Annotated in this window: 23 protein-coding genes; 15 read left to right on the forward strand and 8 right to left on the reverse strand. The window is 66.1% G+C overall.

The annotated features are described in order from the left end of the window. The first annotated feature begins 9 nt into the window (after positions 1-9). Positions 10-729 carry a hypothetical protein gene (locus ACFFJK_RS18645; RefSeq protein WP_379681115.1) on the forward strand — a complete coding sequence of 240 codons (720 nt, stop codon included), beginning with the start codon at positions 10-12 and terminating at the stop codon, positions 727-729. A 25-nt stretch (positions 730-754) separates the two neighbouring features. Here ACFFJK_RS18645 and ACFFJK_RS18650 read toward each other — a convergent pair whose 3' ends face one another. Beyond that, a complete protein-coding gene (locus ACFFJK_RS18650; RefSeq protein WP_379681117.1) occupies positions 755-1,327 on the reverse strand; it encodes a gamma-glutamylcyclotransferase in 573 nt (190 codons plus the stop codon). A 59-nt stretch (positions 1,328-1,386) separates the two neighbouring features. Further along, a complete protein-coding gene (locus tag ACFFJK_RS18655; protein WP_379681119.1) occupies positions 1,387-2,298 on the reverse strand; it encodes a LysR family transcriptional regulator in 912 nt (303 codons plus the stop codon). A 109-nt stretch (positions 2,299-2,407) separates the two neighbouring features. Here ACFFJK_RS18655 and ACFFJK_RS18660 point away from each other — a divergent pair, with 109 nt between their 5' ends. Both ACFFJK_RS18660 and maiA read left to right on the forward strand, forming a co-directional pair. Then, complete coding sequence (locus tag ACFFJK_RS18660; RefSeq protein WP_379681121.1) at positions 2,408-3,460, forward strand: fumarylacetoacetate hydrolase family protein; 1,053 nt, start codon at positions 2,408-2,410, stop codon at positions 3,458-3,460. Beyond that, positions 3,457-4,101 (forward strand): maleylacetoacetate isomerase, encoded by a 645-nt coding sequence (gene maiA / locus ACFFJK_RS18665; RefSeq protein ID WP_379681122.1) that lies wholly within the window; start codon positions 3,457-3,459, stop codon positions 4,099-4,101. The genes ACFFJK_RS18660 and maiA overlap by 4 nt, the downstream gene beginning before the upstream one ends. 185 nt (positions 4,102-4,286) lie before the next feature. On the opposite strand, the gene ACFFJK_RS18670 is transcribed toward maiA, so the two are convergent. Beyond that, positions 4,287-4,736: a CBS domain-containing protein gene (locus tag ACFFJK_RS18670; protein ID WP_379681124.1), complete on the reverse strand. Its 450-nt coding sequence runs from the start codon at positions 4,734-4,736 to the stop codon at positions 4,287-4,289. 194 nt (positions 4,737-4,930) lie between these two features. On the opposite strand from ACFFJK_RS18670, the gene ACFFJK_RS18675 reads away from it, so the two are divergent. From ACFFJK_RS18675 to ACFFJK_RS18730, 12 genes are all read left to right on the forward strand, one after another. After that, positions 4,931-5,707, forward strand: a complete 777-nt coding sequence (locus tag ACFFJK_RS18675; RefSeq protein ID WP_379681126.1) for a uracil-DNA glycosylase family protein — start codon at positions 4,931-4,933, stop codon at positions 5,705-5,707. A gap of 219 nt (positions 5,708-5,926) precedes the next feature. Beyond that, on the forward strand, positions 5,927-6,424 hold the full coding sequence (iscR, locus tag ACFFJK_RS18680; protein WP_379681127.1) for a Fe-S cluster assembly transcriptional regulator IscR: 498 nt from the start codon (positions 5,927-5,929) through the stop codon (positions 6,422-6,424). Beyond that, complete coding sequence (locus tag ACFFJK_RS18685) at positions 6,424-7,680, forward strand: IscS subfamily cysteine desulfurase (RefSeq protein WP_379681128.1); 1,257 nt, start codon at positions 6,424-6,426, stop codon at positions 7,678-7,680. The genes iscR and ACFFJK_RS18685 overlap by 1 nt, the downstream gene beginning before the upstream one ends. Before the next feature lie 23 nt (positions 7,681-7,703). Then, positions 7,704-8,093, forward strand: a complete 390-nt coding sequence (gene iscU / locus ACFFJK_RS18690) for a Fe-S cluster assembly scaffold IscU (RefSeq protein WP_379681130.1) — start codon at positions 7,704-7,706, stop codon at positions 8,091-8,093. 40 nt (positions 8,094-8,133) lie between these two features. After that, positions 8,134-8,457 carry an iron-sulfur cluster assembly protein IscA gene (gene iscA / locus ACFFJK_RS18695; protein ID WP_379681132.1) on the forward strand — a complete coding sequence of 108 codons (324 nt, stop codon included), beginning with the start codon at positions 8,134-8,136 and terminating at the stop codon, positions 8,455-8,457. A 1-nt stretch (position 8,458) separates the two neighbouring features. After that, entirely contained in the window at positions 8,459-8,977 is a 519-nt protein-coding gene (hscB, locus tag ACFFJK_RS18700; protein WP_379681133.1) for a Fe-S protein assembly co-chaperone HscB, read from the forward strand. A gap of 154 nt (positions 8,978-9,131) precedes the next feature. Next, on the forward strand, positions 9,132-11,021 hold the full coding sequence (gene hscA, locus ACFFJK_RS18705) for a Fe-S protein assembly chaperone HscA (protein ID WP_379681134.1): 1,890 nt from the start codon (positions 9,132-9,134) through the stop codon (positions 11,019-11,021). Positions 11,022-11,196: 175 nt separating this feature from the next. Continuing rightward, on the forward strand, positions 11,197-11,538 hold the full coding sequence (fdx, locus tag ACFFJK_RS18710) for an ISC system 2Fe-2S type ferredoxin (RefSeq protein ID WP_379681135.1): 342 nt from the start codon (positions 11,197-11,199) through the stop codon (positions 11,536-11,538). A 102-nt stretch (positions 11,539-11,640) separates the two neighbouring features. Continuing rightward, on the forward strand, positions 11,641-11,835 hold the full coding sequence (gene iscX, locus ACFFJK_RS18715) for a Fe-S cluster assembly protein IscX (RefSeq protein ID WP_379681137.1): 195 nt from the start codon (positions 11,641-11,643) through the stop codon (positions 11,833-11,835). A gap of 16 nt (positions 11,836-11,851) precedes the next feature. After that, entirely contained in the window at positions 11,852-12,730 is an 879-nt protein-coding gene (locus tag ACFFJK_RS18720; RefSeq protein ID WP_379681139.1) for a class I SAM-dependent methyltransferase, read from the forward strand. Positions 12,731-12,748: 18 nt separating this feature from the next. Then, positions 12,749-13,783, forward strand: coding sequence for a low-specificity L-threonine aldolase (gene ltaE, locus ACFFJK_RS18725; RefSeq protein ID WP_379681140.1), 1,035 nt, complete (start codon positions 12,749-12,751; stop codon positions 13,781-13,783). Between the two features lie 8 nt (positions 13,784-13,791). Further along, the gene (locus ACFFJK_RS18730) at positions 13,792-14,535 is read left to right on the forward strand and encodes an rRNA pseudouridine synthase (RefSeq protein ID WP_379681142.1); all 744 of its coding nucleotides are present in this window, start codon (positions 13,792-13,794) and stop codon (positions 14,533-14,535) included. Between the two features lie 52 nt (positions 14,536-14,587). Here ACFFJK_RS18730 and ACFFJK_RS18735 read toward each other — a convergent pair whose 3' ends face one another. The 5 genes from ACFFJK_RS18735 to ACFFJK_RS18755 form a co-directional block, all read right to left on the reverse strand. Then, positions 14,588-15,553, reverse strand: coding sequence for an SDR family oxidoreductase (locus ACFFJK_RS18735; RefSeq protein ID WP_379681143.1), 966 nt, complete (start codon positions 15,551-15,553; stop codon positions 14,588-14,590). Positions 15,554-15,659: 106 nt separating this feature from the next. Next, a complete protein-coding gene (locus ACFFJK_RS18740) occupies positions 15,660-16,226 on the reverse strand; it encodes an RDD family protein (RefSeq protein WP_379681144.1) in 567 nt (188 codons plus the stop codon). Then, positions 16,213-17,055 (reverse strand): DUF3106 domain-containing protein, encoded by an 843-nt coding sequence (locus tag ACFFJK_RS18745; RefSeq protein WP_379681145.1) that lies wholly within the window; start codon positions 17,053-17,055, stop codon positions 16,213-16,215. Before ACFFJK_RS18745 ends, ACFFJK_RS18740 begins: the two co-directional genes overlap by 14 nt. Next, the gene (locus ACFFJK_RS18750) at positions 17,052-17,456 is read right to left on the reverse strand and encodes a DUF3619 family protein (RefSeq protein ID WP_379681146.1); all 405 of its coding nucleotides are present in this window, start codon (positions 17,454-17,456) and stop codon (positions 17,052-17,054) included. The genes ACFFJK_RS18745 and ACFFJK_RS18750 overlap by 4 nt, the downstream gene beginning before the upstream one ends. Next, complete coding sequence (locus ACFFJK_RS18755; protein ID WP_379681147.1) at positions 17,453-18,022, reverse strand: RNA polymerase sigma factor; 570 nt, start codon at positions 18,020-18,022, stop codon at positions 17,453-17,455. The genes ACFFJK_RS18750 and ACFFJK_RS18755 overlap by 4 nt, the downstream gene beginning before the upstream one ends. Positions 18,023-18,240: the final 218 nt, after the last annotated feature.

Here is an 18,240-nt window from a genome sequence, read left to right on the forward strand (position 1 = left end):
AACGAGCAGATGAAAGCAAGTCATACCATGATCGCCGGGCTGGCCCTGGCCCTGGCCAGCGCAGGCGCAAGCGCAGCGGGCGCGCCCGATCCCCGCTTCTTCCCGGCGCCGGGCCTGTACAAGATCGAGACGCGCCAGGACAGCACGGCGCACAACCCGGCCGGCAAGGCGCAGTCGCGCACCGCGGTCGATGCCGCCACCGGCGCAGGCAATACCAGCTATCGCCGCATCGACGGCGTGGCAGGCAGCTTTGCCACGCCGGGCGACGGTCCGCAACAGGTGTGCATCCGCCCGGTCAAGGCTGGCAGCCTGCCGCAAGGGATGCAGATCGACGGCTGCAGCGCCGGCAAGGGACAGGTCGTCGGCGACAGCATGGTCTCGTCCAGCAGCTGCCCGTGGGGCAAGGTCGAGACGCGCATCCGCCGCATCGATGCCCGTACCTGGGAGACCACGGCCCACACCACGATGACCGGCGCGCCGAGCGTGGCCGACACCGCCGGCGGCCTGCTGGCGATGCGCAGGGCTGCCGAGAAGATGGCGAAGGAGGGCACGGCAGAGGAGCGCGCCGAAGCGCGCGCCTTCCTGGAAGAGTCGAAAGGCCTCGAAGCCGAGCTGCAGAAGCACCAGAAGGCGGCGCTGCCGGCGGCGGCGATGAAGAGCGGCGCCGGGCCGGTGCAGGAATACAGGACCGTGCAGCGCATGACGCGGATCGGCGACTGCAAGGGCTGAACCCGGCTGGCGCCTGCCGCGCCGCTCAGGCCACGCGGATGAAGTCGTCCAGGTGCCGCTCGATCTCGAACACGTGCGCGTCCGGCTTGCCCAGTTCGCGCAGCGCCCTGGCCAGCTCCAGCAGGTATTCGCTGTTGGGGCCGCTGGGGCCGCGCGCCGTGGCGATCTGGCGCGCGATGTCGCGCTCGCTGGCCGGACCGAGGAAGGCGGCATTCTCCTGCGTGGCAATGTAGACGATGCCCTCGGCGGCGGTGCCGTCCTCGAAGGTGATGTCGGTGGCCAGGCGCAGGTAGCCGTTCTTCTCGCGGTGGTCGAGGTGGGCGAATTCCTCGGGCGTGACGAGGTAGGCCATGCCGTGGCAGGTGGCGCCGGTCTCCGGCACCAGGGTCACGACCCGGCCCGGGGCGCTCTCGGTGCCGCGGTGGTCGTGCGAGCCCTGCCAGAAGCGGCGGCTCCAGCCCGAGATGGAAGCGGGGCGGTGTTCGATGAAGGGGAAGTCGGCCTTGAAGATCAGTGAACCGTAACCGAACAGCCAGACGCTGTCGTGGCTGTCGAAACGGTTCATCAAGCGGTTGATCTCGATGGTGTTGTGGGACATTGGTAAAAACTGCGCGGTGACGGCTGCGGTAGGCGATGCACCGGATTGTAGCGCGGCTGCTAGCCTCGTGCCTGCCTCACGAAAGCGTGCAGGAAGCCGATGAAGCTTTCGGTGGCGGGCGACAGCGAGCGGCCGGGACGCGTGTAGACGAAGAAACGGCGGGTCAGCACCGGTTGTTCCAGCGGACGCATGACGAGGCCGTACAGGCTCACCAGCGGCGCGGCGTAGGGCAGGCACACCGTGACGCCCAGCCCGGCGGCGGCCATCGCCAGCGCGGTGGTCATGAAGGTCACTTCGTTGGCCGGCTTCACCGGGACCTCGCGTTGCAAGCCATGCAGCGAGGCGTGGACGTCGTCGAGCAGGCGCTCGGTGAACTGGCCCTGCAGCGAGATGAGCGGGTAGCGCGCCACGTCGTGCCAGGTCACGCGCGCCTGCTCCTCCAGCTCGTGCCCCTTGGGGAACACCAGCGCGAACGGCATCTCGAACAGCTGTTGCGCGTGCAGCGGCGGGGCTGGCTCGCGCTCGGGGCCGACGCCGAAGTCGGCCTCGCCCGACAGCACGCGCGTGATCACGTTTTCCACCCCGGTGTCGCCCAGGCGCACGTCGATGTCCGGGTACTGCGCGCGGTAGGCGGCGATCGCTTCCGGCAGCAGCGTGCACGACATCAGCTGCGGCGCCGCGACGCGCACCACGCCTTTCTTCAGCGAGGTGTGCTCGGCCACGTTCGCCAGCGCGCCGTCGAGGTCGTCGATCATCTGGCTGAACAGCGGATAAAGCTCGGTGCCGATGTCGGTCAGGAAGATCCGGCGCGTGCTGCGGTCGACGAGCCTGGCGCCCAGGGTCTGTTCGAGCTCCTTGATCAAACCGGAGAGCGCGGACTGCGTCACGTGCATGGCTTGCGCGGCAAGCGTAAAGTTACCCGTCCTGGCCACCGCGACGAAGGCGCGCATCTGGCGCAATGTCGGGTTCATGATGCGCGATTCATAAGATAGTCCGATAAATGCGGTGAAAAATACTGTTTGTATGATAGTTCGTTTTCGATTGTAATGGCGGAAAGTCATCACTCCTGAAGGAAACGCAATGAAACTCGCTACGCTCAAGCATGGCGGCCGCGACGGCACCCTGGTCGTCGTCAGCCGCGACCTGGTGACCTGCCAGGCTGTCCCGAAGATCGCGCCGACCATGCAGTACGCGCTGGACCACTGGGAAGAGACCGCGCCCCAGCTGAAGAAGATCTACGAGCGCCTGAACCTGGGGACCGCCGACCGGGCCGAGTCCTTCCTCGAAGAGGAGTGCCATTCGCCGCTGCCGCGCGCCTACCAGTGGTGCGACGGCTCGGCCTACATCAACCACGTCGAGCTGGTGCGCAAGGCGCGCAATGCCGAGGTGCCGGCATCCTTCTACAGCGACCCGCTGATGTACCAGGGCGGCTCGGACGCCTTCGTCGGCCCTTGCGACCCGATCGCCGTGCTGTCGGAAGAGTGGGGCGTGGACCTGGAAGCCGAGGTGGCGGTCATCACCGGCGACGTGCCGATGGGCGCCAGCGTCGAGGAGGCGGCCGCGTCGATCCGCCTGGTCATGCTGGTGAACGACGTCTCGCTGCGCAACCTGATCCCCAACGAGCTGGCCAAGGGCTTCGGCTTCTACCAGTCCAAGCCGGCCAGCGCCTTCTCGCCGGTGGCGGTCACGCCGGACGAGCTGGGCGAGGCCTGGGTCGATTCCAAGCTGCACCTGCCGCTGCTGGTGACGCTCAACGACCAGCCCTTCGGCCGCCCCAACGCCGGCGAGGACATGACCTTCAGCTTCGCGCAACTGGTCGCGCACGCGGCTACGACGCGCGAGCTGGGCGCCGGCAGCATCGTCGGCTCGGGCACGGTGTCGAACAAGCAGGGCAGCCTGCACGGTTCGAGCATCGCCAACGGCGGCGTCGGCTACTGCTGCCTGGCCGAGGTGCGCATGTACGAGACCATCGAGCAGGGCAAGCCGGCGACGCCGTACCTGGCGTATGGCGATACGGTGCGCATCGAAATGGTCGACAAGGACGGCGCCAGCATCTTCGGCGCCATCGACCAGGAAGTGGCGCAGTATCACCGGAAGGACGTGCACCGGAAGGAAGAAAGGAAACCGGCATGAAGCTCTACACCTATTTCCGCAGCTCGGCCGCGTACCGGGTGCGCATCGCGCTGAACCTGAAGGGCCTGGCCTACGAGGCGGTGCCGGTGCACCTGTTGCGCGACGGCGGCCAGCACCTGGCGCAGGAATACCTGGCCGTCAACCCGAGCGCTCTGGTGCCGGCCCTCCAGGACGATGCGATCGTCCTGAGCCAGTCGATGGCGATCCTGGAATACCTGGAAGAGGCTTATCCCGCAACGCCGCTGCTGCCGCAGGACTTGGTAGGACGCGCCCGCGTGCGCGAGCTGGCGCAGATCATCGGCTGCGACATCCACCCGGTCAACAACCTGCGCGTGCTGAAGTACCTGGTGAAACACCTGGGCCAGGACGAGCAGGCCAAGACCGACTGGTACCGCCACTGGATCATCGAAGGCTTCCGCTCGCTGGAAGCCCACCTGGCGCGCAACCCGGGTACCGGCACCTTCTGCCACGGCGACAGCCCGACCATCGCCGACTGCTTCCTGGTGCCGCAGGTGTTCAATGCCAAGCGCTTCGACATCGACGTGACGGCGTATCCGACGATCGCGCGCATCAATGACCTGTGCGTGGATTTGCCGGCGTTCAAGGCGGCGCATCCGTCGCAGCAGCCGGATGCGGAGTGAGGGTTCGACGGCTCGGCAGCATTCAAGAATTGGGTTCCCGCCTGCGCGGGAACGACGTGCTCGAGGAAGTAGCCGGAATCACGACTGCACCATTCTTCCGCTAACCTGAAGACCGTCGTCCCCGCGCATGCGGGGACCCACCCGTACCGCAGCTGCCAGCTCATCCGGGAGCTACATAAAAAACATCAATGCCGCGTCTCCGACCGGTCCGGCTCCGACGGCGTCGAAATCTCGTCCAGCGCCTGCTCGGCCGCGTCGGACGAGGACTTGGTTGCCAGATCGCCCAGCGACACGATGCCCACCAGCTGCTTCGACTGCTCGTCGATCACCGGCACGCGCCGGATCTGCACGTCGCCCATGGTGCCCAGCACCTCGTCGATGTCCTGGTTGCTGTAGCAGGTGCGCACGTCGGTGCTCATCACGTCGCCGACAAAAGCCTGGTCCGGCGACTGGCCGGCGGCCACCGAGCGCACCGTGATGTCGCGATCGGTGATCATGCCCACCAGCTGGTCGCCGTCGCAGACAGGAATGGCGCCGACATTCAGCTCATCCATCAGCTGGGCCGCGCGCTGCACGGTTTCCTTCGGCGAGATCGTTTGCACATCGGGTGTCATCACTTCACGAACGGTTTGCATACATCCTCCTGCATGGTTGGGTTGGTCGAAGGCCCCGGCGTTGCACGCAAAGGCAGCGGAAAAATCATGCCTTGAAATGCCAAAGGCGGACGCTAGATTGACCAGTGGAACAAGCCCCCGCCAGGCAACCACGACACGCGACGCTGAAGGCTGCTGCGTTACAATCGCGCCTCCCTTCGCCTTGCCTTTCCACTATGTCCGACCACCATATTCCCGAACCCATCCTGGCTGCGCTCGACCGCGCCGACGCCTCCTGGCGGCCGATCCTGGAAGCCGGCCTGCAGGCCGTCGCCGCCGCCAGCCCCGACTACCTGCCGGCGCTGGCCGTCGACGACTACCTGCCGACCGAAGGGCGCATCTTCGCCGCCTTCGCCCAGTCGCTGCAACAGGTGCGCCATGTGCTGGTGGGCGAGGGGCCGTATCCGCGCGCCGAGAGCGCCACCGGCGTGTGCTTCATGGACGGGGCGGTGGGAGAGTTGTGGAGCGAGACCGGCCTGTCGAAGCCGGTCAACCGCGCCACCTCGCTGCGCAACTTCATGAAGATGTTGCTGGTGGCGGATGGACGATTGCAGCCCGAGAGCACCGGTGGCAGCGCGCTGGCCCCGGTGGCGCAGGCGGCGCGCGCGAGCGGTTCAAGCTCGATCCAGACCCTGGCGCAGTTGCAGGACAACCTGCACCGCCACGGCTTCCTGCTGCTGAACGCGGCGCTCGTGTTCCGCAAGCATGTGGCGCCGGCCGTCGATGCGCGTGCCTGGCAACCCTTCCTGCAGACGGTGCTGGCCGCGCTGGCCAGGCAGGCGCCGCCGCCGACGCTAGTGTTGTGGGGAAAGATCGCAGAGCAGCTCCAGCGCCTGCCGGAGGCACGGCAGTTGCCGCAGATCCTGGCCGAGCACCCGTACAACCTGTCCTTCATCCGGCACAAGGGCATGCAGGAACTGTTCGGGCCGATGGAATTGCTGCGCTTGCAATAAAGCGCGGGACGCGGAAAAGCGGGGAAAAGACGGGGGAGGGGGGGCTTCGGTGGCCCCGGGCGTTTTGGGGGGCTCCGAGACAAGCCGGTCAAGATTTGCTATACTTGACTAAATCGTTCAGGTAATCGGGTTATTCGGCAAGGCCGCTGCAAGCGTTGACATGCTGCGCTGCACCCGGTGATTGAACAAAAGCAATATTTTACACTAACCGGGGTTGTGATGCGTCTGACCACCAAAGGCCGTTTTGCTGTTACCGCAATGATCGATCTTGCCCTGCGCCAGGGCAATGGTCCGGTCACGCTGTCGGGCATCAGCCAGCGCCAGGCCATTTCGCTGTCGTACCTGGAGCAACTGTTCGGCAAGCTGCGCCGCCACGAGATCGTCGAGTCGATCCGCGGCCCCGGCGGCGGCTACAGCCTGGCCCGTCCGGCGGACAAGGTCACGGTTGCCGACATCATCATCGCGGTCGACGAGCCGCTGGACGCCACCCAGTGTGGCGGCAAAGAAAATTGTCACGGCGCCGACGCTGCTTCCGGCACCCGTTGCATGACCCACGAACTGTGGACCACGCTCAACGCCAAGATGGTCGACTACCTCGATTCGGTCTCGCTGCAAGACCTGGTCGACCAGCAGAAGCAGAAAGAACAGAACGTCGTGGTGGTGCACCGCACCGCCGGCGCCAACGCCACCGCAAAAATTGAAACCGGAGTGAACTGATGAACGCGCCTTTGGACAAAAAAATCGAGCAGAGCTTCGTGACTGCGCCGCATTTCCCCATCTACATGGACTACTCGGCGACCACCCCGGTCGATCCGCGCGTGGCCGACAAGATGATCCCCTACCTGCGCGAGCAGTTCGGCAACCCGGCTTCGCGCAGCCACATGTACGGCTGGACCGCGGAAGCCGCCGTCGAGGAAGCGCGCGCCAACGTCGCCGCCATCGTGGGCGCCGACCCGCGCGAGATCATCTGGACCTCGGGCGCGACCGAATCGAACAACCTGGCCCTGAAGGGTGCCGCCCAGTTCTACAAGACCAAGGGCAAGCACATCATCACGGTCAAGACCGAGCACAAGTCGGTGCTGGACACCGTGCGCGAACTCGAGCGTGTCGGCTTCGAAGCCACCTACCTCGAGCCGCAGGACAATGGCCTGATCACCATCGAACAGCTGGAAGCGGCGATCCGTCCGGACACCATCCTGGTCTCGGTCATGCTGGTCAACAACGAGATCGGTGTGATCCAGCCGATCGACGAGATCGGCGCGCTGTGCCGCTCGAAGGGCATCATCTTCCACTGCGACGCCGCGCAAGCCGTCGGCAAGGTCCACATCAACCTGGAAAGCAGCAAGGTCGACCTGATGACCTTCACCGCGCACAAGGTCTACGGCCCGAAGGGCGTTGGCGCCCTGTACGTGCGCCGCAAGCCGCGCGTGCGCCTGGAAGCCCAGATGCACGGCGGCGGCCACGAGCGCGGCCTGCGTTCGGGCACGCTGCCAACCCACCAGATCGTCGGCATGGGCGAAGCCTTCCGCATCGCCAGGGAAGAGATGGACGCCGAACTGGTGCACGTGAAGGTGCTGCGCGACCGCCTGGCCAAGGGCCTGCTGGAGATCGAAGAGGTCTACATCAACGGCGACATGGAGCACCGCGTCCCGCACAACCTGAACGTCTCGTTCAACTATGTCGAGGGCGAGTCCTTGATCATGGCGATCAAGGACATCGCCGTGTCCTCGGGTTCGGCCTGCACCTCGGCCAGCCTGGAGCCGTCCTACGTGCTGCGCGCCCTGGGCCGCAGCGACGAGCTGGCGCACAGCTCGATCCGTTTCACCATCGGCCGCTTCACGACCGAGCAGGACATCGATTTCACCATCGAACTGCTGAAGTCGAAGGTCGGCAAACTGCGCGAACTGTCGCCGCTGTGGGACATGTTCAAGGAAGGCATCGATCTCAATTCGATCCAATGGGCAGCCCATTAATCACGGAATTCTAGGAGCATAAAATGGCATATTCGGACAAAGTACTGGACCACTACGAAAACCCGCGCAACGTCGGCGCTTTCGACAAGGGCGACGAAGCAGTGGGCACCGGCATGGTCGGCGCACCGGCCTGCGGCGACGTGATGAAGCTGCAGATCAAGGTCAACGACCAGGGCCTGATCGAAGACGCGAAGTTCAAGACCTACGGCTGCGGTTCGGCCATCGCCTCCAGCTCGCTCGTGACCGAGTGGGTCAAGGGCAAGAGCCTGGACGAGGCGCTGGCGATCAAGAACACCCAGATCGCCGAAGAGCTGGCGCTGCCGCCGGTCAAGATCCACTGCTCGATCCTGGCAGAAGACGCGATCAAGGCCGCCGTGGCCGACTACAAGAGCAAGCACGCCGAAAAGGCGTAACTGGTAGCAACTGAGTTAGACAGAAACTGGAGCAAGCCTTATGGCAATCACCCTGACTGAAAAAGCCGCGAAGCACGTCAACCGTTACCTCGAACGCCGGGGCAAGGGCCTCGGCTTGCGCTTCGGTGTGCGCACGACCGGTTGCTCCGGCCTGGCTTACAAGCTCGAGTACGTCGACGAAGCCTCGAACGAAGACAATGTCTTCGAATCGCACGGCGTGAAGGTCTTCGTGGATCCGAAGAGCCTGCCGTACATCGACGGCACCGAACTGGACTTCGCGCGCGAAGGCCTGAACGAAGGCTTCCGCTTCAACAACCCGAACGTCAAGGACAACTGCGGCTGCGGCGAAAGCTTCCGTATCTGACATGAAGCAGACGCACTTCGAGCTGTTCCAGCTGCCGGCCACGTTCGCGGTTGACCAGGCCGCGCTGGACGCGGCCTTCCGCGAAATCCAGGGCCGCGTGCACCCGGACCGCTTCGTCAACGCCTCCGACACCGAGAAGCGCGTGGCGATGCAGTGGGCCACCCGCGCCAACGAGGCCTATGCAACCCTGCGCAACCCGCAAAAGCGCGCGCAGTATCTTTGCGAGATCAACGGCGTCGATTTGCAGACCGAGTCGAACACCGCCATGCCGGCCGCCTTCCTGATGCAGCAGATGGAATGGCGCGAGGCGCTCGAGGATGCGCGCGCGGCGAAGGATGCGGGCGCCCTGGACGAGCTCGATGCGCAGGTGCGGCGCGAGCGCAAGGCGATGCTGGAACAGGTCGGCAGGCAGCTCGACGGCGGCGATTATCATGGGGCGGCGCAGACCGTGCGCGCCATGATGTTCCTCGATAAATTCGGGGAAGAGGTACAGTACGCATTCGAGGCGTTGGACGCGTAAGCGGTAAACATCGAATGATCGCGGTACGTAGGGTGGGCGGGTCTCCCGCCCACGCGTCCAAATAGAGTATGCATTTCGACGGCGAATCCGTCAGTTGAACGCGTGGGCGGCAGAGCCGCCCACCCTACAAGAACAACAAACAGGTAACACGACAATGGCACTTCTCCAAATCGCCGAACCAGGCATGTCCACCGCCCCCCACCAGCACCGCCTGGCGGTCGGCATCGACCTGGGCACCACCAACTCGCTGGTTGCGACCGTGCGGAGCAGCATTCCGGAAGTGCTGAGCGACGAGGACGGCCGTGCGCTGCTGCCCTCGGTCGTGCGTTACCTGCCGAACGGCCATGCCAATATCGGCTACAAGGCCCAGGCCCACCAGACCACCGACCCGAAGAACACCATCGTCTCGGTCAAGCGCTTCATGGGCCGGGCTTTGGCCGACATCGCCCACGCCGAGAACCTGCCCTACGATTTCGTCGACGGTCCCGGCATGGTCCAGATCAATACCGTCGCCGGCGTGAAGAGCCCGGTCGAGACCTCGGCCCAGATCCTGGCCACGCTGCGCCAGCGCGCCGAGGATTCGCTCGGCGACGAGCTGGTCGGCGCCGTGATCACCGTGCCGGCCTATTTCGACGACGCCCAGCGCCAGGCCACCAAGGACGCCGCCCAGCTGGCCGGCATCAACGTGCTGCGCCTGCTGTCCGAGCCGACCGCCGCCGCCATCGCCTATGGCCTGGACCACGGCAAGGAAGGCATCTACGCGGTCTACGACCTCGGCGGCGGCACCTTCGACATCTCGATCCTCAAGCTTTCCAAGGGCGTGTTCGAAGTGCTGTCCACCGGCGGCGATTCGGCCCTGGGCGGCGACGACTTCGACCATCGCCTGTTCTGCTGGATCGTCGAGCAGGCCAGGCTGGCCCCGCTGTCCGAGCACGATACGGCCACGCTGATGGTCAAGGCGCGTCAGGCCAAGGAACTGCTGTCGACCAACGACGAAACCACCGTCGAGGCGATCCTGAAGTCGGGCGAGATCGTGCAGGTGCAAATCACCGCGCACACCTTCGCCGAGATCACCAGGCACCTGGTTGCCAAGACCATGAATGCGATCCGCAAGGCGATGCGCGACGCCGATGTGAGCGTCGAGGACGTCGACGGCGTCGTGATGGTCGGCGGCGCCACCCGCATGCCGCATGTGCGCCGCGCGGTGGGCGAGTTCTTCCATACCATCCCGCACGCGAACATCGACCCGGACAAGGTGGTGGCGCTGGGCGCCGCCATCCAGGCCAACCTCCTGGCCGGCAACCGCGCCGAGGGCGACGACTGGCTGCTGCTGGACGTGACCCCGCTGTCGCTCGGCATCGAGACGATGGGCGGCCTGGTCGAGAAGATCATTCCGCGCAACTCGACCATTCCATGCGCCCGCGCCCAGGAATTCACCACCTTCAAGGATGGTCAAACTGCATTGGCGGTCCATGTCGTGCAGGGAGAGCGCGAGCTGGTCTCCGACTGCCGCTCGCTGGCACGCTTCGAGCTGCGCGGCATTCCGCCGATGGCGGCGGGCGCCGCGCGCATCCGCGTGACCTACCAGGTGGACGCGGACGGCCTGCTGTCGGTGTCGGCGCGCGAGACGCGCTCGGGCGTGGAAGCGTCCATTACCGTCAAGCCGTCCTATGGCCTGGGCGACGACGAGGTGGCGCGCATGCTGCAGGACTCGTACAGCGCGGCCCAGGGCGACATGCAGATGCGCGCACTGCGCGAAGAACAGGTCGAGGCCGAGCGCATCCTGCTGGCCACGCAGTCGGCCCTCGATGCGGATGCGGACCTGCTGAGCATTGAGGAGCAGGACGAGGTGGCCAAGCTGGTGCACGGCGTGCGCGACGCGATCTACCGTTCGAACGACACGGCGCTCGAGCCGGGCCAGCGCCAGGACGGCCTGCACGCGGCCGTGCAGGCGCTCGCCAAGGGCACCGAGGAATTCGCCGCGCGCCGCATGGACAAGAGCGTGCGCAAGGCGCTGGCCGGCAAGTCGCTGGACGAGGTGTAAAAGGCTGGCCGATCGCCGGCGCGAATTACGACCATGAGCCTCAAGACCGTCATTCCCGCATAGGCGGGAATCCAAGTTGGTCGCGTTTCGTTAGCGCACGCAAAAATTGGGTTCCCGCCTTCGCGGGAACGACGTGCGGAGGCAGTTACATAGAAAAATCAACGAGGTAACCCAAGTGCCACAAATCGTCATCCTTCCCCATCCGGTGTTCTGCCCCGACGGCGCCGTGCTCGAATCCCCGAGCGGCAAGTCGATCTGCGACGTGCTGCTGGAAAACGACATCGAGATCGAACACGCCTGCGACCGCGTCTGCGCCTGCACCACCTGCCACGTGATCGTGCGCGAAGGTTTCGAGTCGCTCAACGAGCAGGAAGAAAAAGAAGAAGACATGCTGGACAAGGCCTGGGGCCTGGAGCCGAACTCGCGCCTGTCGTGCCAGGCCATCGTCGCCGACGAAGACCTCGTCGTCGAAATCCCGAAGTACACGATCAACCACGCGGCCGAGAAGAGTCACTGAGGAGTCACTGAGGAGCCACGGAGGAGCCATTGAGGCCGCCGGGTAGTCACCGAAAGACTCACCGCACCGAACGCCACCGGACGCAACGAGCAGGAGGCTGCCATGAAGTGGACCGACGTCACCGCCATCGCGGAAGCCCTCTACGAGAGGTACCCGGAGGTCGACCCCGCCACGGTGCGCTTCGTCGACCTGCACAACTGGGTCGTCGGGCTCGACGGGTTCAACGACGACCGCACGCGCGGCGGCGAACGCATACTGGAAGCCATTCAGGCAGCATGGATCGATGAAGCACGCTAAGCACACCCCCAAACCCATGGCAGCGCCCACAGCGCCCGAACTTCCGCCCGAGGTCCGTCCCGGCCAGTCGGTCGAGCTGCTGAAGGAACTGCACATTCTCACGCGCGACGGCAAGCTGAACCAGGACAGCCGCCGCAAGCTCAAGCAGGTCTACCACCTGTACAACTTCATCGAGCCGCTGCTCAAGGACGTGCAGGCGGAAAAGCCCGGCGTCTCGCTGGTGGACCATGGGGCAGGGAAGTCCTATCTCGGTTTCATCCTGTACGACCTGTTCTTCAAGGACCTGGCCGACGGCTCGCACATCTACGGCATCGAAACCCGCGAAGAGCTGGTCAGCAAGTCGACCGAGCTGGCGGCGCGCCTGGGCTTTACCGGCATGTCCTTCCTGCCGCTGTCGGTGGCGGAATCCACGACCTCGAGCAAGCTGCCGCCGACGATCGACATCGTCACCGCGCTGCACGCCTGTAACACGGCCACCGACGACGCCATCGACTTCGCCCTCAAGAAGAAGGCGAAGCACATGGTGCTGGTGCCGTGCTGCCAGGCCGAAGTCGCCACGGTCTTGCGCAAGAACAAGGGCAGGGATCTGGGCCGCAGCGCGCTGACCGAGATCTGGCGCCACCCGATCCATACCCGCGAATTCGGCAGCCAGGTCACCAACGTGCTGCGCTGCCTGCAGCTGGAAGCGCACGGCTACCAGGTGACCGTGACCGAGCTGGTGGGCTGGGAGCACTCGATGAAGAACGAGCTCATCGTCGCCACCTACAAGAACCTGCCGCGCCGCCGTCCGGCCGAGCGCCTGCAGGAAGTCCTGGCCGAGCTCGGCCTGGACGAGATGAAGCAGCGTTTCTACACCCCGCAAGCGGCGCAAGACGCGCCTTTGGCAACCGACTGACCACGGACTGAAAACGACATGAGCAAGAACGAGCACTGGATCGACCTGCGCAGCGACACCGTCACCCAACCGTCGGAAGCGATGCGCGCCGCGATGGCCGCGGCCGACGTCGGCGACGACGTGTACGGCGACGACCCGGCGGTCAACCGCCTGCAGGACTATGCCGCCGACCTGTTCGGCTATGAGGCCGGCATGTTCGCCCCCTCGGGCACCCAGACCAACCTGATCGCCCTGATGGCCCATTGCGCCCGGGGCGACGAGTACCTGGTCGGCCAGGAAGCGCACACCTACAAGTATGAAGGCGGCGGCGCCGCGGTGCTGGGCTCGATCCAGCCCCAGCCGATCGCCAACCAGGCGGACGGATCGATCCTGCTGTCGGACATCGAGGCCTACATCAAGCCCGACGACATGCACTTCGCGCGCACCCGCCTGCTGGCGCTGGAAAACACGATCGGCGGCCGCGTGCTGCCGCAGGACTACGTGAAGGCGGCCACCGACTTCGCGCACAGCAGGGGCCTGGCGACCCACCTCGACGGCGCCCGCATCTGCAACGCGGCCGTCAAGAACGGCACCAGCCTGCGCGAGGCCGTGAAGGGCTTCGATACCGTGTCGGTCTGCCTGTCGAAGGGCCTGGGCGCGCCTGTCGGCTCCGTGCTGCTGGGTCCGAAGGCCTTCATCGAGCAGGGCAAGCGCTGGCGCAAGATGCTGGGCGGCGGCATGCGCCAGGCCGGCGTGCTGGCCGCCGCGGCGCACTACGCGCTCGAGCACAACGTGCAGCGCCTGGCCGAGGACCATGACAATGCCGCAGTATTGGCGCAGGGCCTGTCGCAGATCGAGGCGCTGAAGGTCCACGCCCCGCAGACCAACATCTTCTGGATCGACGTCCCGGCTGCCGCCTGCGAGCCGCTGCGCGAGGCGCTGGCGCGCGCGCGCATCCGCGCCACCGTCGGTCCGCGCATGCGCCTGGTGACGCACCTGGACGTATCCGCTGCCGACGTGGCCCGCACCGTCGAGGTGTTCCAGGCCTTCTTCGCCGATTGGCGCGCCCAGTGACCGGCAAGATGACGAACGACGCTCCCGACGAAGGCGTCCGCCTGGCCAAGCGCGTGGCAAGCCAGCTGGGCTGTTCGCGCGCGGAGGCCGAGCGCTACATCGCCGGCGGCTGGGTCAGCGTCGACGGCAACGTGGCCGAAGACCCTGCCATGCGCGTGCTGCCGTCGCAGGACGTGCGCCTGCTGCCCGGCGCCACCGCCGAGGAACCGGCGCCGGTGACGATCCTGCTGCACAAGCCGGCCGGCTTCCATTCCGGCGTCGGCGCGCGCGGCGAACCCGCGCTGGCCTGCTTGAGGCCGGAAGCGCTGGCCCAGGGCCACGGCCAGCCGCGCTTGCTCAAGCGGCACCTGCACAAGCTCACCCTGACGTCGCCGCTGGAGACCGATGCGAGCGGGCTGGTGATCTACTCGCAGGACTTCCGCGTGGTGCGCAAGCTGGTGGAGGAAAGCGCGCGCGTCGAGCAGGAATTCATCGTCCACGTCACCGGCACCATCAAGGAAGGCGGGCTGGCGCTGCTGAACCATGGCTTGAACTTCAACGGCAAGCCGATCGCGCCGATGAAGGTAAGCTGGCAGAACGAGCACCGCCTGCGCTTCGCGCTCAAGGGCGTGCGGCCGGGGCTGATCGACCACATGTGCCGCGAAGTGGGGCTGGAGATCGTCGAGATGCGGCGCATCCGGATCGGGCGGGTGCCGATGGCGGGGCTGCAGGCGGGGCAGTGGCGGTATCTGCTCGACCATGAGCGGTTCTGAATGCGCTAGCGTACGCATGCAACATTGGCCGGCTTCGCCACGCGCCTCCTGATCAGTCCTTCCGGCGCCAGAGTTGCATCCCGATCGCCGCCGCAAGCGCCGCCACCCCGACGACGAGCGCCGTGTTGTGCTGCTGCTCCGGCCGGCGCTGCCCGCTGTGGATGCCGCTGGCGCCGCGCGGCGGGGCATACAGCACGCCGCGCGTGTCCGCTGCCGGTTCGGCCCGCTTCGCCCAGGCATCCAGGAAACGGTTCATGCCTGATGCGATGAGGTTGGGCACGGCCAGGTTGGCCAGCCTGAGCACCGAGACCGGCGCCCCCAGCGACGTGGAGTCGCGCGGATGCCGCGCGAGGTCGACGATGGCCTCGGCCACCTTTTCGGGCCTCAGGACCCCCGGCGGATAGGAGAGCCTGGCGCCGGTGTAGTTCGCCGCGTGACGCAATCCGGGTGTGTCGACGAAGGTCGGATACACGTCGCAGACATGGATGCGGGGCCGCTTGCCCAGTTCGGCGCGCAGGGCCTCGCTGAAGCCGCGCAGGCCATACTTGCTGGCCGAGTAGGCGGCGGCGTAGGGCGAGGCGACGAAGCCGCCGGCCGAGATCATGTTGACCCAGATGCCGTGGTCCTGCTCGAGGAAGACCGGCAGCACCGCGTGGGCATCGTTCATATGGCTGATGAGGTTGGTCTCGATGATGCGCCTGTGGTCGGCCATCGGCACCTCGGCATACTTGCCGACCACGCCGCTGCCGACGCTGCTGAACCACAGGTCGATCCGGCCCAGGATCGCGCGCGCCCTGCGCGCGAATGCCGCGACCGCGTCGGCATCAAGCGCGTCCACGACCAGCGCCTCGGCCTGGCCGCCGGCCTGGCGGCAGCGCTGCGCGACGTCGTCAAGGCCTTCCTTGCCCCGTGCGCCCAGCACCAGGTGCGCACCCTCGCGCGCGAATGCGACGGCCGTGGCCGCCCCGATGCCGCTCGACGCGCCCATGATGACGACGCGGATGTTCGAAAGCTTCATGGTTCACCTTTCTTCAGGATCCAGGTTGGAAGCCTTCGATTATTCCCCTGTTCCTTTCATTGCCGCGTTCGAATGCCGCGCAGCAAATCCGGGCGTGCCAACGCCGCTAGGGTTTGGGCAGGAAGATCAGGCGCGTGCCGGCCAGGCGATCGTGCAGGAATTGCCGGTCCTTGTCAAACAGCGCCGTCGTCGCCCAGGCCGCGATCCCGACCAGGAATGCCGCCGCGATCTGCCCCTTGCCGTGCAGCTCGAAGGCCCAGCACACGAGAAGGGCCGGCAGGAACCATCCCCAGGCCAGCAGGAAACGCAGGGCCGCCGTCCTGAACGGCACGCGGGCGCAGCCGGGCTTGACCACCTTGATGCGCCAGGTCTTCATGGCCAGCGTGTGTCCGCTGTCGATCCAGGACCACATGAAATAGCCCGCCGTCACCAGCAACAGGTAGACCTTCATGCCTTCCTTCGCTACCGGATGCTGGCTGTTCCACGTCACCAGCATGTACAGCGCGACCGCGAACATCTCGACGGCAAGCAGCAGCAGGCCTTCGTACAGCATGGCCGTCACGCGGCGGCGGATGCTTGGCGTGGCGACCGGCGCCGGCCTGCCGGCCTGCGTTGTTGCCTGCTTGGGTGCCAGCTCGGGTGCTTGCTCGGTTGCTTGCTTAGTTGCTTGCATTCGGTGCGGACTGGACGGCGGATGGAGGAGGGGCGGCGCTCGTACCGGACGCGGCTGCCGGGGCGGTTGCGGGTGCCGGTGCGGATGCAGGTGCCGAACCGGGTGCCGGCGCCGGGGCTGGGGCCGAGACAGGCGGCGTCGACGCAACGCCCGCCGGGGCCGTGGCGGCGGGGCTGGTCGATGCGGGGGTGGTTACGGCGGGCGTGGCGGGCGCCGGCTCCGGCAGGATGCACGCGGTACCGCGGCGCATGGCGCCCGGCGGGCAGCTGGTCGGCGCGGCGATGATCGGCGAGTGCGGCATCGACGGCGCGCCCTGCGGCCGCGCCGTGCCCGAGCGCGCGAGCTTGCGCTTTTCTTCCTCGGACAACTGCTTGTAGCTTTCCCAGGTCGCAGCCTTCTGTTCCGGATCGAGCTTGCGGGTCTTGTTGTAGTTTTCGCGGGCCAGTTCGCGCTGGGCCGGCGTCAGCCGCATCCACTGGCGCATGCGCTCATGGATGCGTTGCTGCTCGGCCGGGCTCATCGAGGCGAAGCGGTGCGACAGCTCCAGCCAGCGGCGCTTGCGCATGCCTTCCATCTGGTCCCACTCGGGCTGCAGCGGGGCGAGCGCCACCTGCTGGGCGGCGGACAGATGGCGCCAGAGCGGCCTGTCGAGGGTCTTGGCGGCCGGCTTGGCGTCGTCGTCGGCAACGTCGGCCGCGTCGGCGCCGCGCGTCGCGGACGCGGTCGAGTCGGACCGGTTGTAGACCGCCCAGGTCGCGGCCCCGGCAATCAAGACCGCTGCCGCAGTTGCAACAACGGCGATGCGAGGCTTCGGAGCGGGCTTCGTCATTGCTGGCGCTGTTGCGACTCCACGTAGGCGTTGAAACCGTGGTCGAGGTAGGCCGTCAGCGGCAGCTCGTCGGCCAGCACGGCCGCGTCGGCCTCGGCCATGGCGGCCAGGCGCTGCTGCTGCTCGTGCTGGTACACGCCGCCCATGCCGATCACCAGCGCCAGCATCGGCGCCACGACCCCCAGCCGCGCCAGGTTCGTGCTGGAGAACAGCGACCTGAAGTCGAACAGCGGACGCTTGCCCTGGCGCGCCGCTGCGCGAGGAGCATCGGGTTTCTTGCGAGACAAGGCGCGCGCGCGCGCCGCGGCCAGCCGCTCGGTCGTCGAGGCCGGCAGTGCGTCGAGGTTCTCGTTCAGGGCATGGCGTACCTTGTACGCCAGGTTGATGTCGTCCGTGTTCATAGCTTGATTCCCTTGGCCTTGAGCGCCGCGGCGAGAGCGTGGGTGGCGCGGGAGCAGTGCGTCTTGACGCTCCCTTCCGAACACCCCATCGCTTCGGCCGTCTCGGCCACGTCCATGTCCTGCCAGTAACGCATGAGGAAGGCTTCCCGTTGACGCGGTGGGAGCTTTTCTACTTCCTGTTCGATGATCTGCAAGGTCTGTGCACGCTCGAACTGGTCTGCGCTCGATTCCGCGGCGGCCGTCCCTTCCTCGGCTTCGTACGAGGAAAGTATATCAAACTCCTCGTCGTCTCCCTCCGGGCGGCTGAAGCCGGAGAACAAGCTAATCCATGTATTGCGTACCTTTTCTCGGCGGAAGTAATCGAGGATGGTCGTCTGGAGAATGCGCTGGAACAGCATGGGCAGCTCGGCTGCCGGCTTGTCGCCGTATTTCTCGGCCAGCTTGATCATCGCATCCTGCACGATGTCGAGGGCCGCCTCGTCCTTGCGTACCGCATAGACCGCCTGCTTGAACGCACGCCGTTCGACATTCTCGAGGAAGTCGTTGAGTTCTTTGTCTGTGGCCATGCGTCGTTGGAAAGGGCGTGTAATGCGAATGCCGTAAGGAAAACTGTCGAATGCTAGCAAAAAACCATGCCGGGCGCATCCAAATCGCGCAGCGGGCCTGCCGGCGACCGGCCAAGGCGTGCAAAAACTGCATGAAGTTAGTCGAAATGATTCGTTGTTGAGCATGTTGGGCGTGGCTATTCTGAAAACACGACCACTCCCGCCCACTCACTCATTGC

It is taken from the genome of Massilia consociata (assembly GCF_042432755.1).
In the GTDB taxonomy this organism is placed as follows: domain Bacteria; phylum Pseudomonadota; class Gammaproteobacteria; order Burkholderiales; family Burkholderiaceae_D; genus Telluria; species Telluria consociata.

Excerpts from the sequence above, each read along its gene's own strand:
- ACFFJK_RS18730 (WP_379681142.1), top strand. The coding sequence starts at position 13,792 with ATGACGAACGACGCTCCCGACGAAGGCGTCCGCCTGGCCAAGCGCGTG.
- ACFFJK_RS18650 (WP_379681117.1), bottom strand. The coding sequence starts at position 1,327 with ATGTCCCACAACACCATCGAGATCAACCGCTTGATGAACCGTTTCGAC.
- ltaE (WP_379681140.1), top strand. The coding sequence starts at position 12,749 with ATGAGCAAGAACGAGCACTGGATCGACCTGCGCAGCGACACCGTCACC.
- iscX (WP_379681137.1), top strand. The coding sequence starts at position 11,641 with ATGAAGTGGACCGACGTCACCGCCATCGCGGAAGCCCTCTACGAGAGG.
- ACFFJK_RS18645 (WP_379681115.1), top strand. The coding sequence starts at position 10 with ATGAAAGCAAGTCATACCATGATCGCCGGGCTGGCCCTGGCCCTGGCC.
- ACFFJK_RS18670 (WP_379681124.1), bottom strand. The coding sequence starts at position 4,736 with ATGCAAACCGTTCGTGAAGTGATGACACCCGATGTGCAAACGATCTCG.
- ACFFJK_RS18740 (WP_379681144.1), bottom strand. The coding sequence starts at position 16,226 with ATGCAAGCAACTAAGCAAGCAACCGAGCAAGCACCCGAGCTGGCACCC.
- iscU (WP_379681130.1), top strand. The coding sequence starts at position 7,704 with ATGGCATATTCGGACAAAGTACTGGACCACTACGAAAACCCGCGCAAC.
- ACFFJK_RS18720 (WP_379681139.1), top strand. The coding sequence starts at position 11,852 with ATGGCAGCGCCCACAGCGCCCGAACTTCCGCCCGAGGTCCGTCCCGGC.
- ACFFJK_RS18685 (WP_379681128.1), top strand. The coding sequence starts at position 6,424 with ATGAACGCGCCTTTGGACAAAAAAATCGAGCAGAGCTTCGTGACTGCG.
- iscA (WP_379681132.1), top strand. The coding sequence starts at position 8,134 with ATGGCAATCACCCTGACTGAAAAAGCCGCGAAGCACGTCAACCGTTAC.
- ACFFJK_RS18745 (WP_379681145.1), bottom strand. The coding sequence starts at position 17,055 with ATGACGAAGCCCGCTCCGAAGCCTCGCATCGCCGTTGTTGCAACTGCG.
- ACFFJK_RS18655 (WP_379681119.1), bottom strand. The coding sequence starts at position 2,298 with ATGAACCCGACATTGCGCCAGATGCGCGCCTTCGTCGCGGTGGCCAGG.
- ACFFJK_RS18750 (WP_379681146.1), bottom strand. The coding sequence starts at position 17,456 with ATGAACACGGACGACATCAACCTGGCGTACAAGGTACGCCATGCCCTG.
- ACFFJK_RS18735 (WP_379681143.1), bottom strand. The coding sequence starts at position 15,553 with ATGAAGCTTTCGAACATCCGCGTCGTCATCATGGGCGCGTCGAGCGGC.
- ACFFJK_RS18675 (WP_379681126.1), top strand. The coding sequence starts at position 4,931 with ATGTCCGACCACCATATTCCCGAACCCATCCTGGCTGCGCTCGACCGC.
- ACFFJK_RS18755 (WP_379681147.1), bottom strand. The coding sequence starts at position 18,022 with ATGGCCACAGACAAAGAACTCAACGACTTCCTCGAGAATGTCGAACGG.
- hscA (WP_379681134.1), top strand. The coding sequence starts at position 9,132 with ATGGCACTTCTCCAAATCGCCGAACCAGGCATGTCCACCGCCCCCCAC.
- iscR (WP_379681127.1), top strand. The coding sequence starts at position 5,927 with ATGCGTCTGACCACCAAAGGCCGTTTTGCTGTTACCGCAATGATCGAT.
- ACFFJK_RS18660 (WP_379681121.1), top strand. The coding sequence starts at position 2,408 with ATGAAACTCGCTACGCTCAAGCATGGCGGCCGCGACGGCACCCTGGTC.
- hscB (WP_379681133.1), top strand. The coding sequence starts at position 8,459 with ATGAAGCAGACGCACTTCGAGCTGTTCCAGCTGCCGGCCACGTTCGCG.
- maiA (WP_379681122.1), top strand. The coding sequence starts at position 3,457 with ATGAAGCTCTACACCTATTTCCGCAGCTCGGCCGCGTACCGGGTGCGC.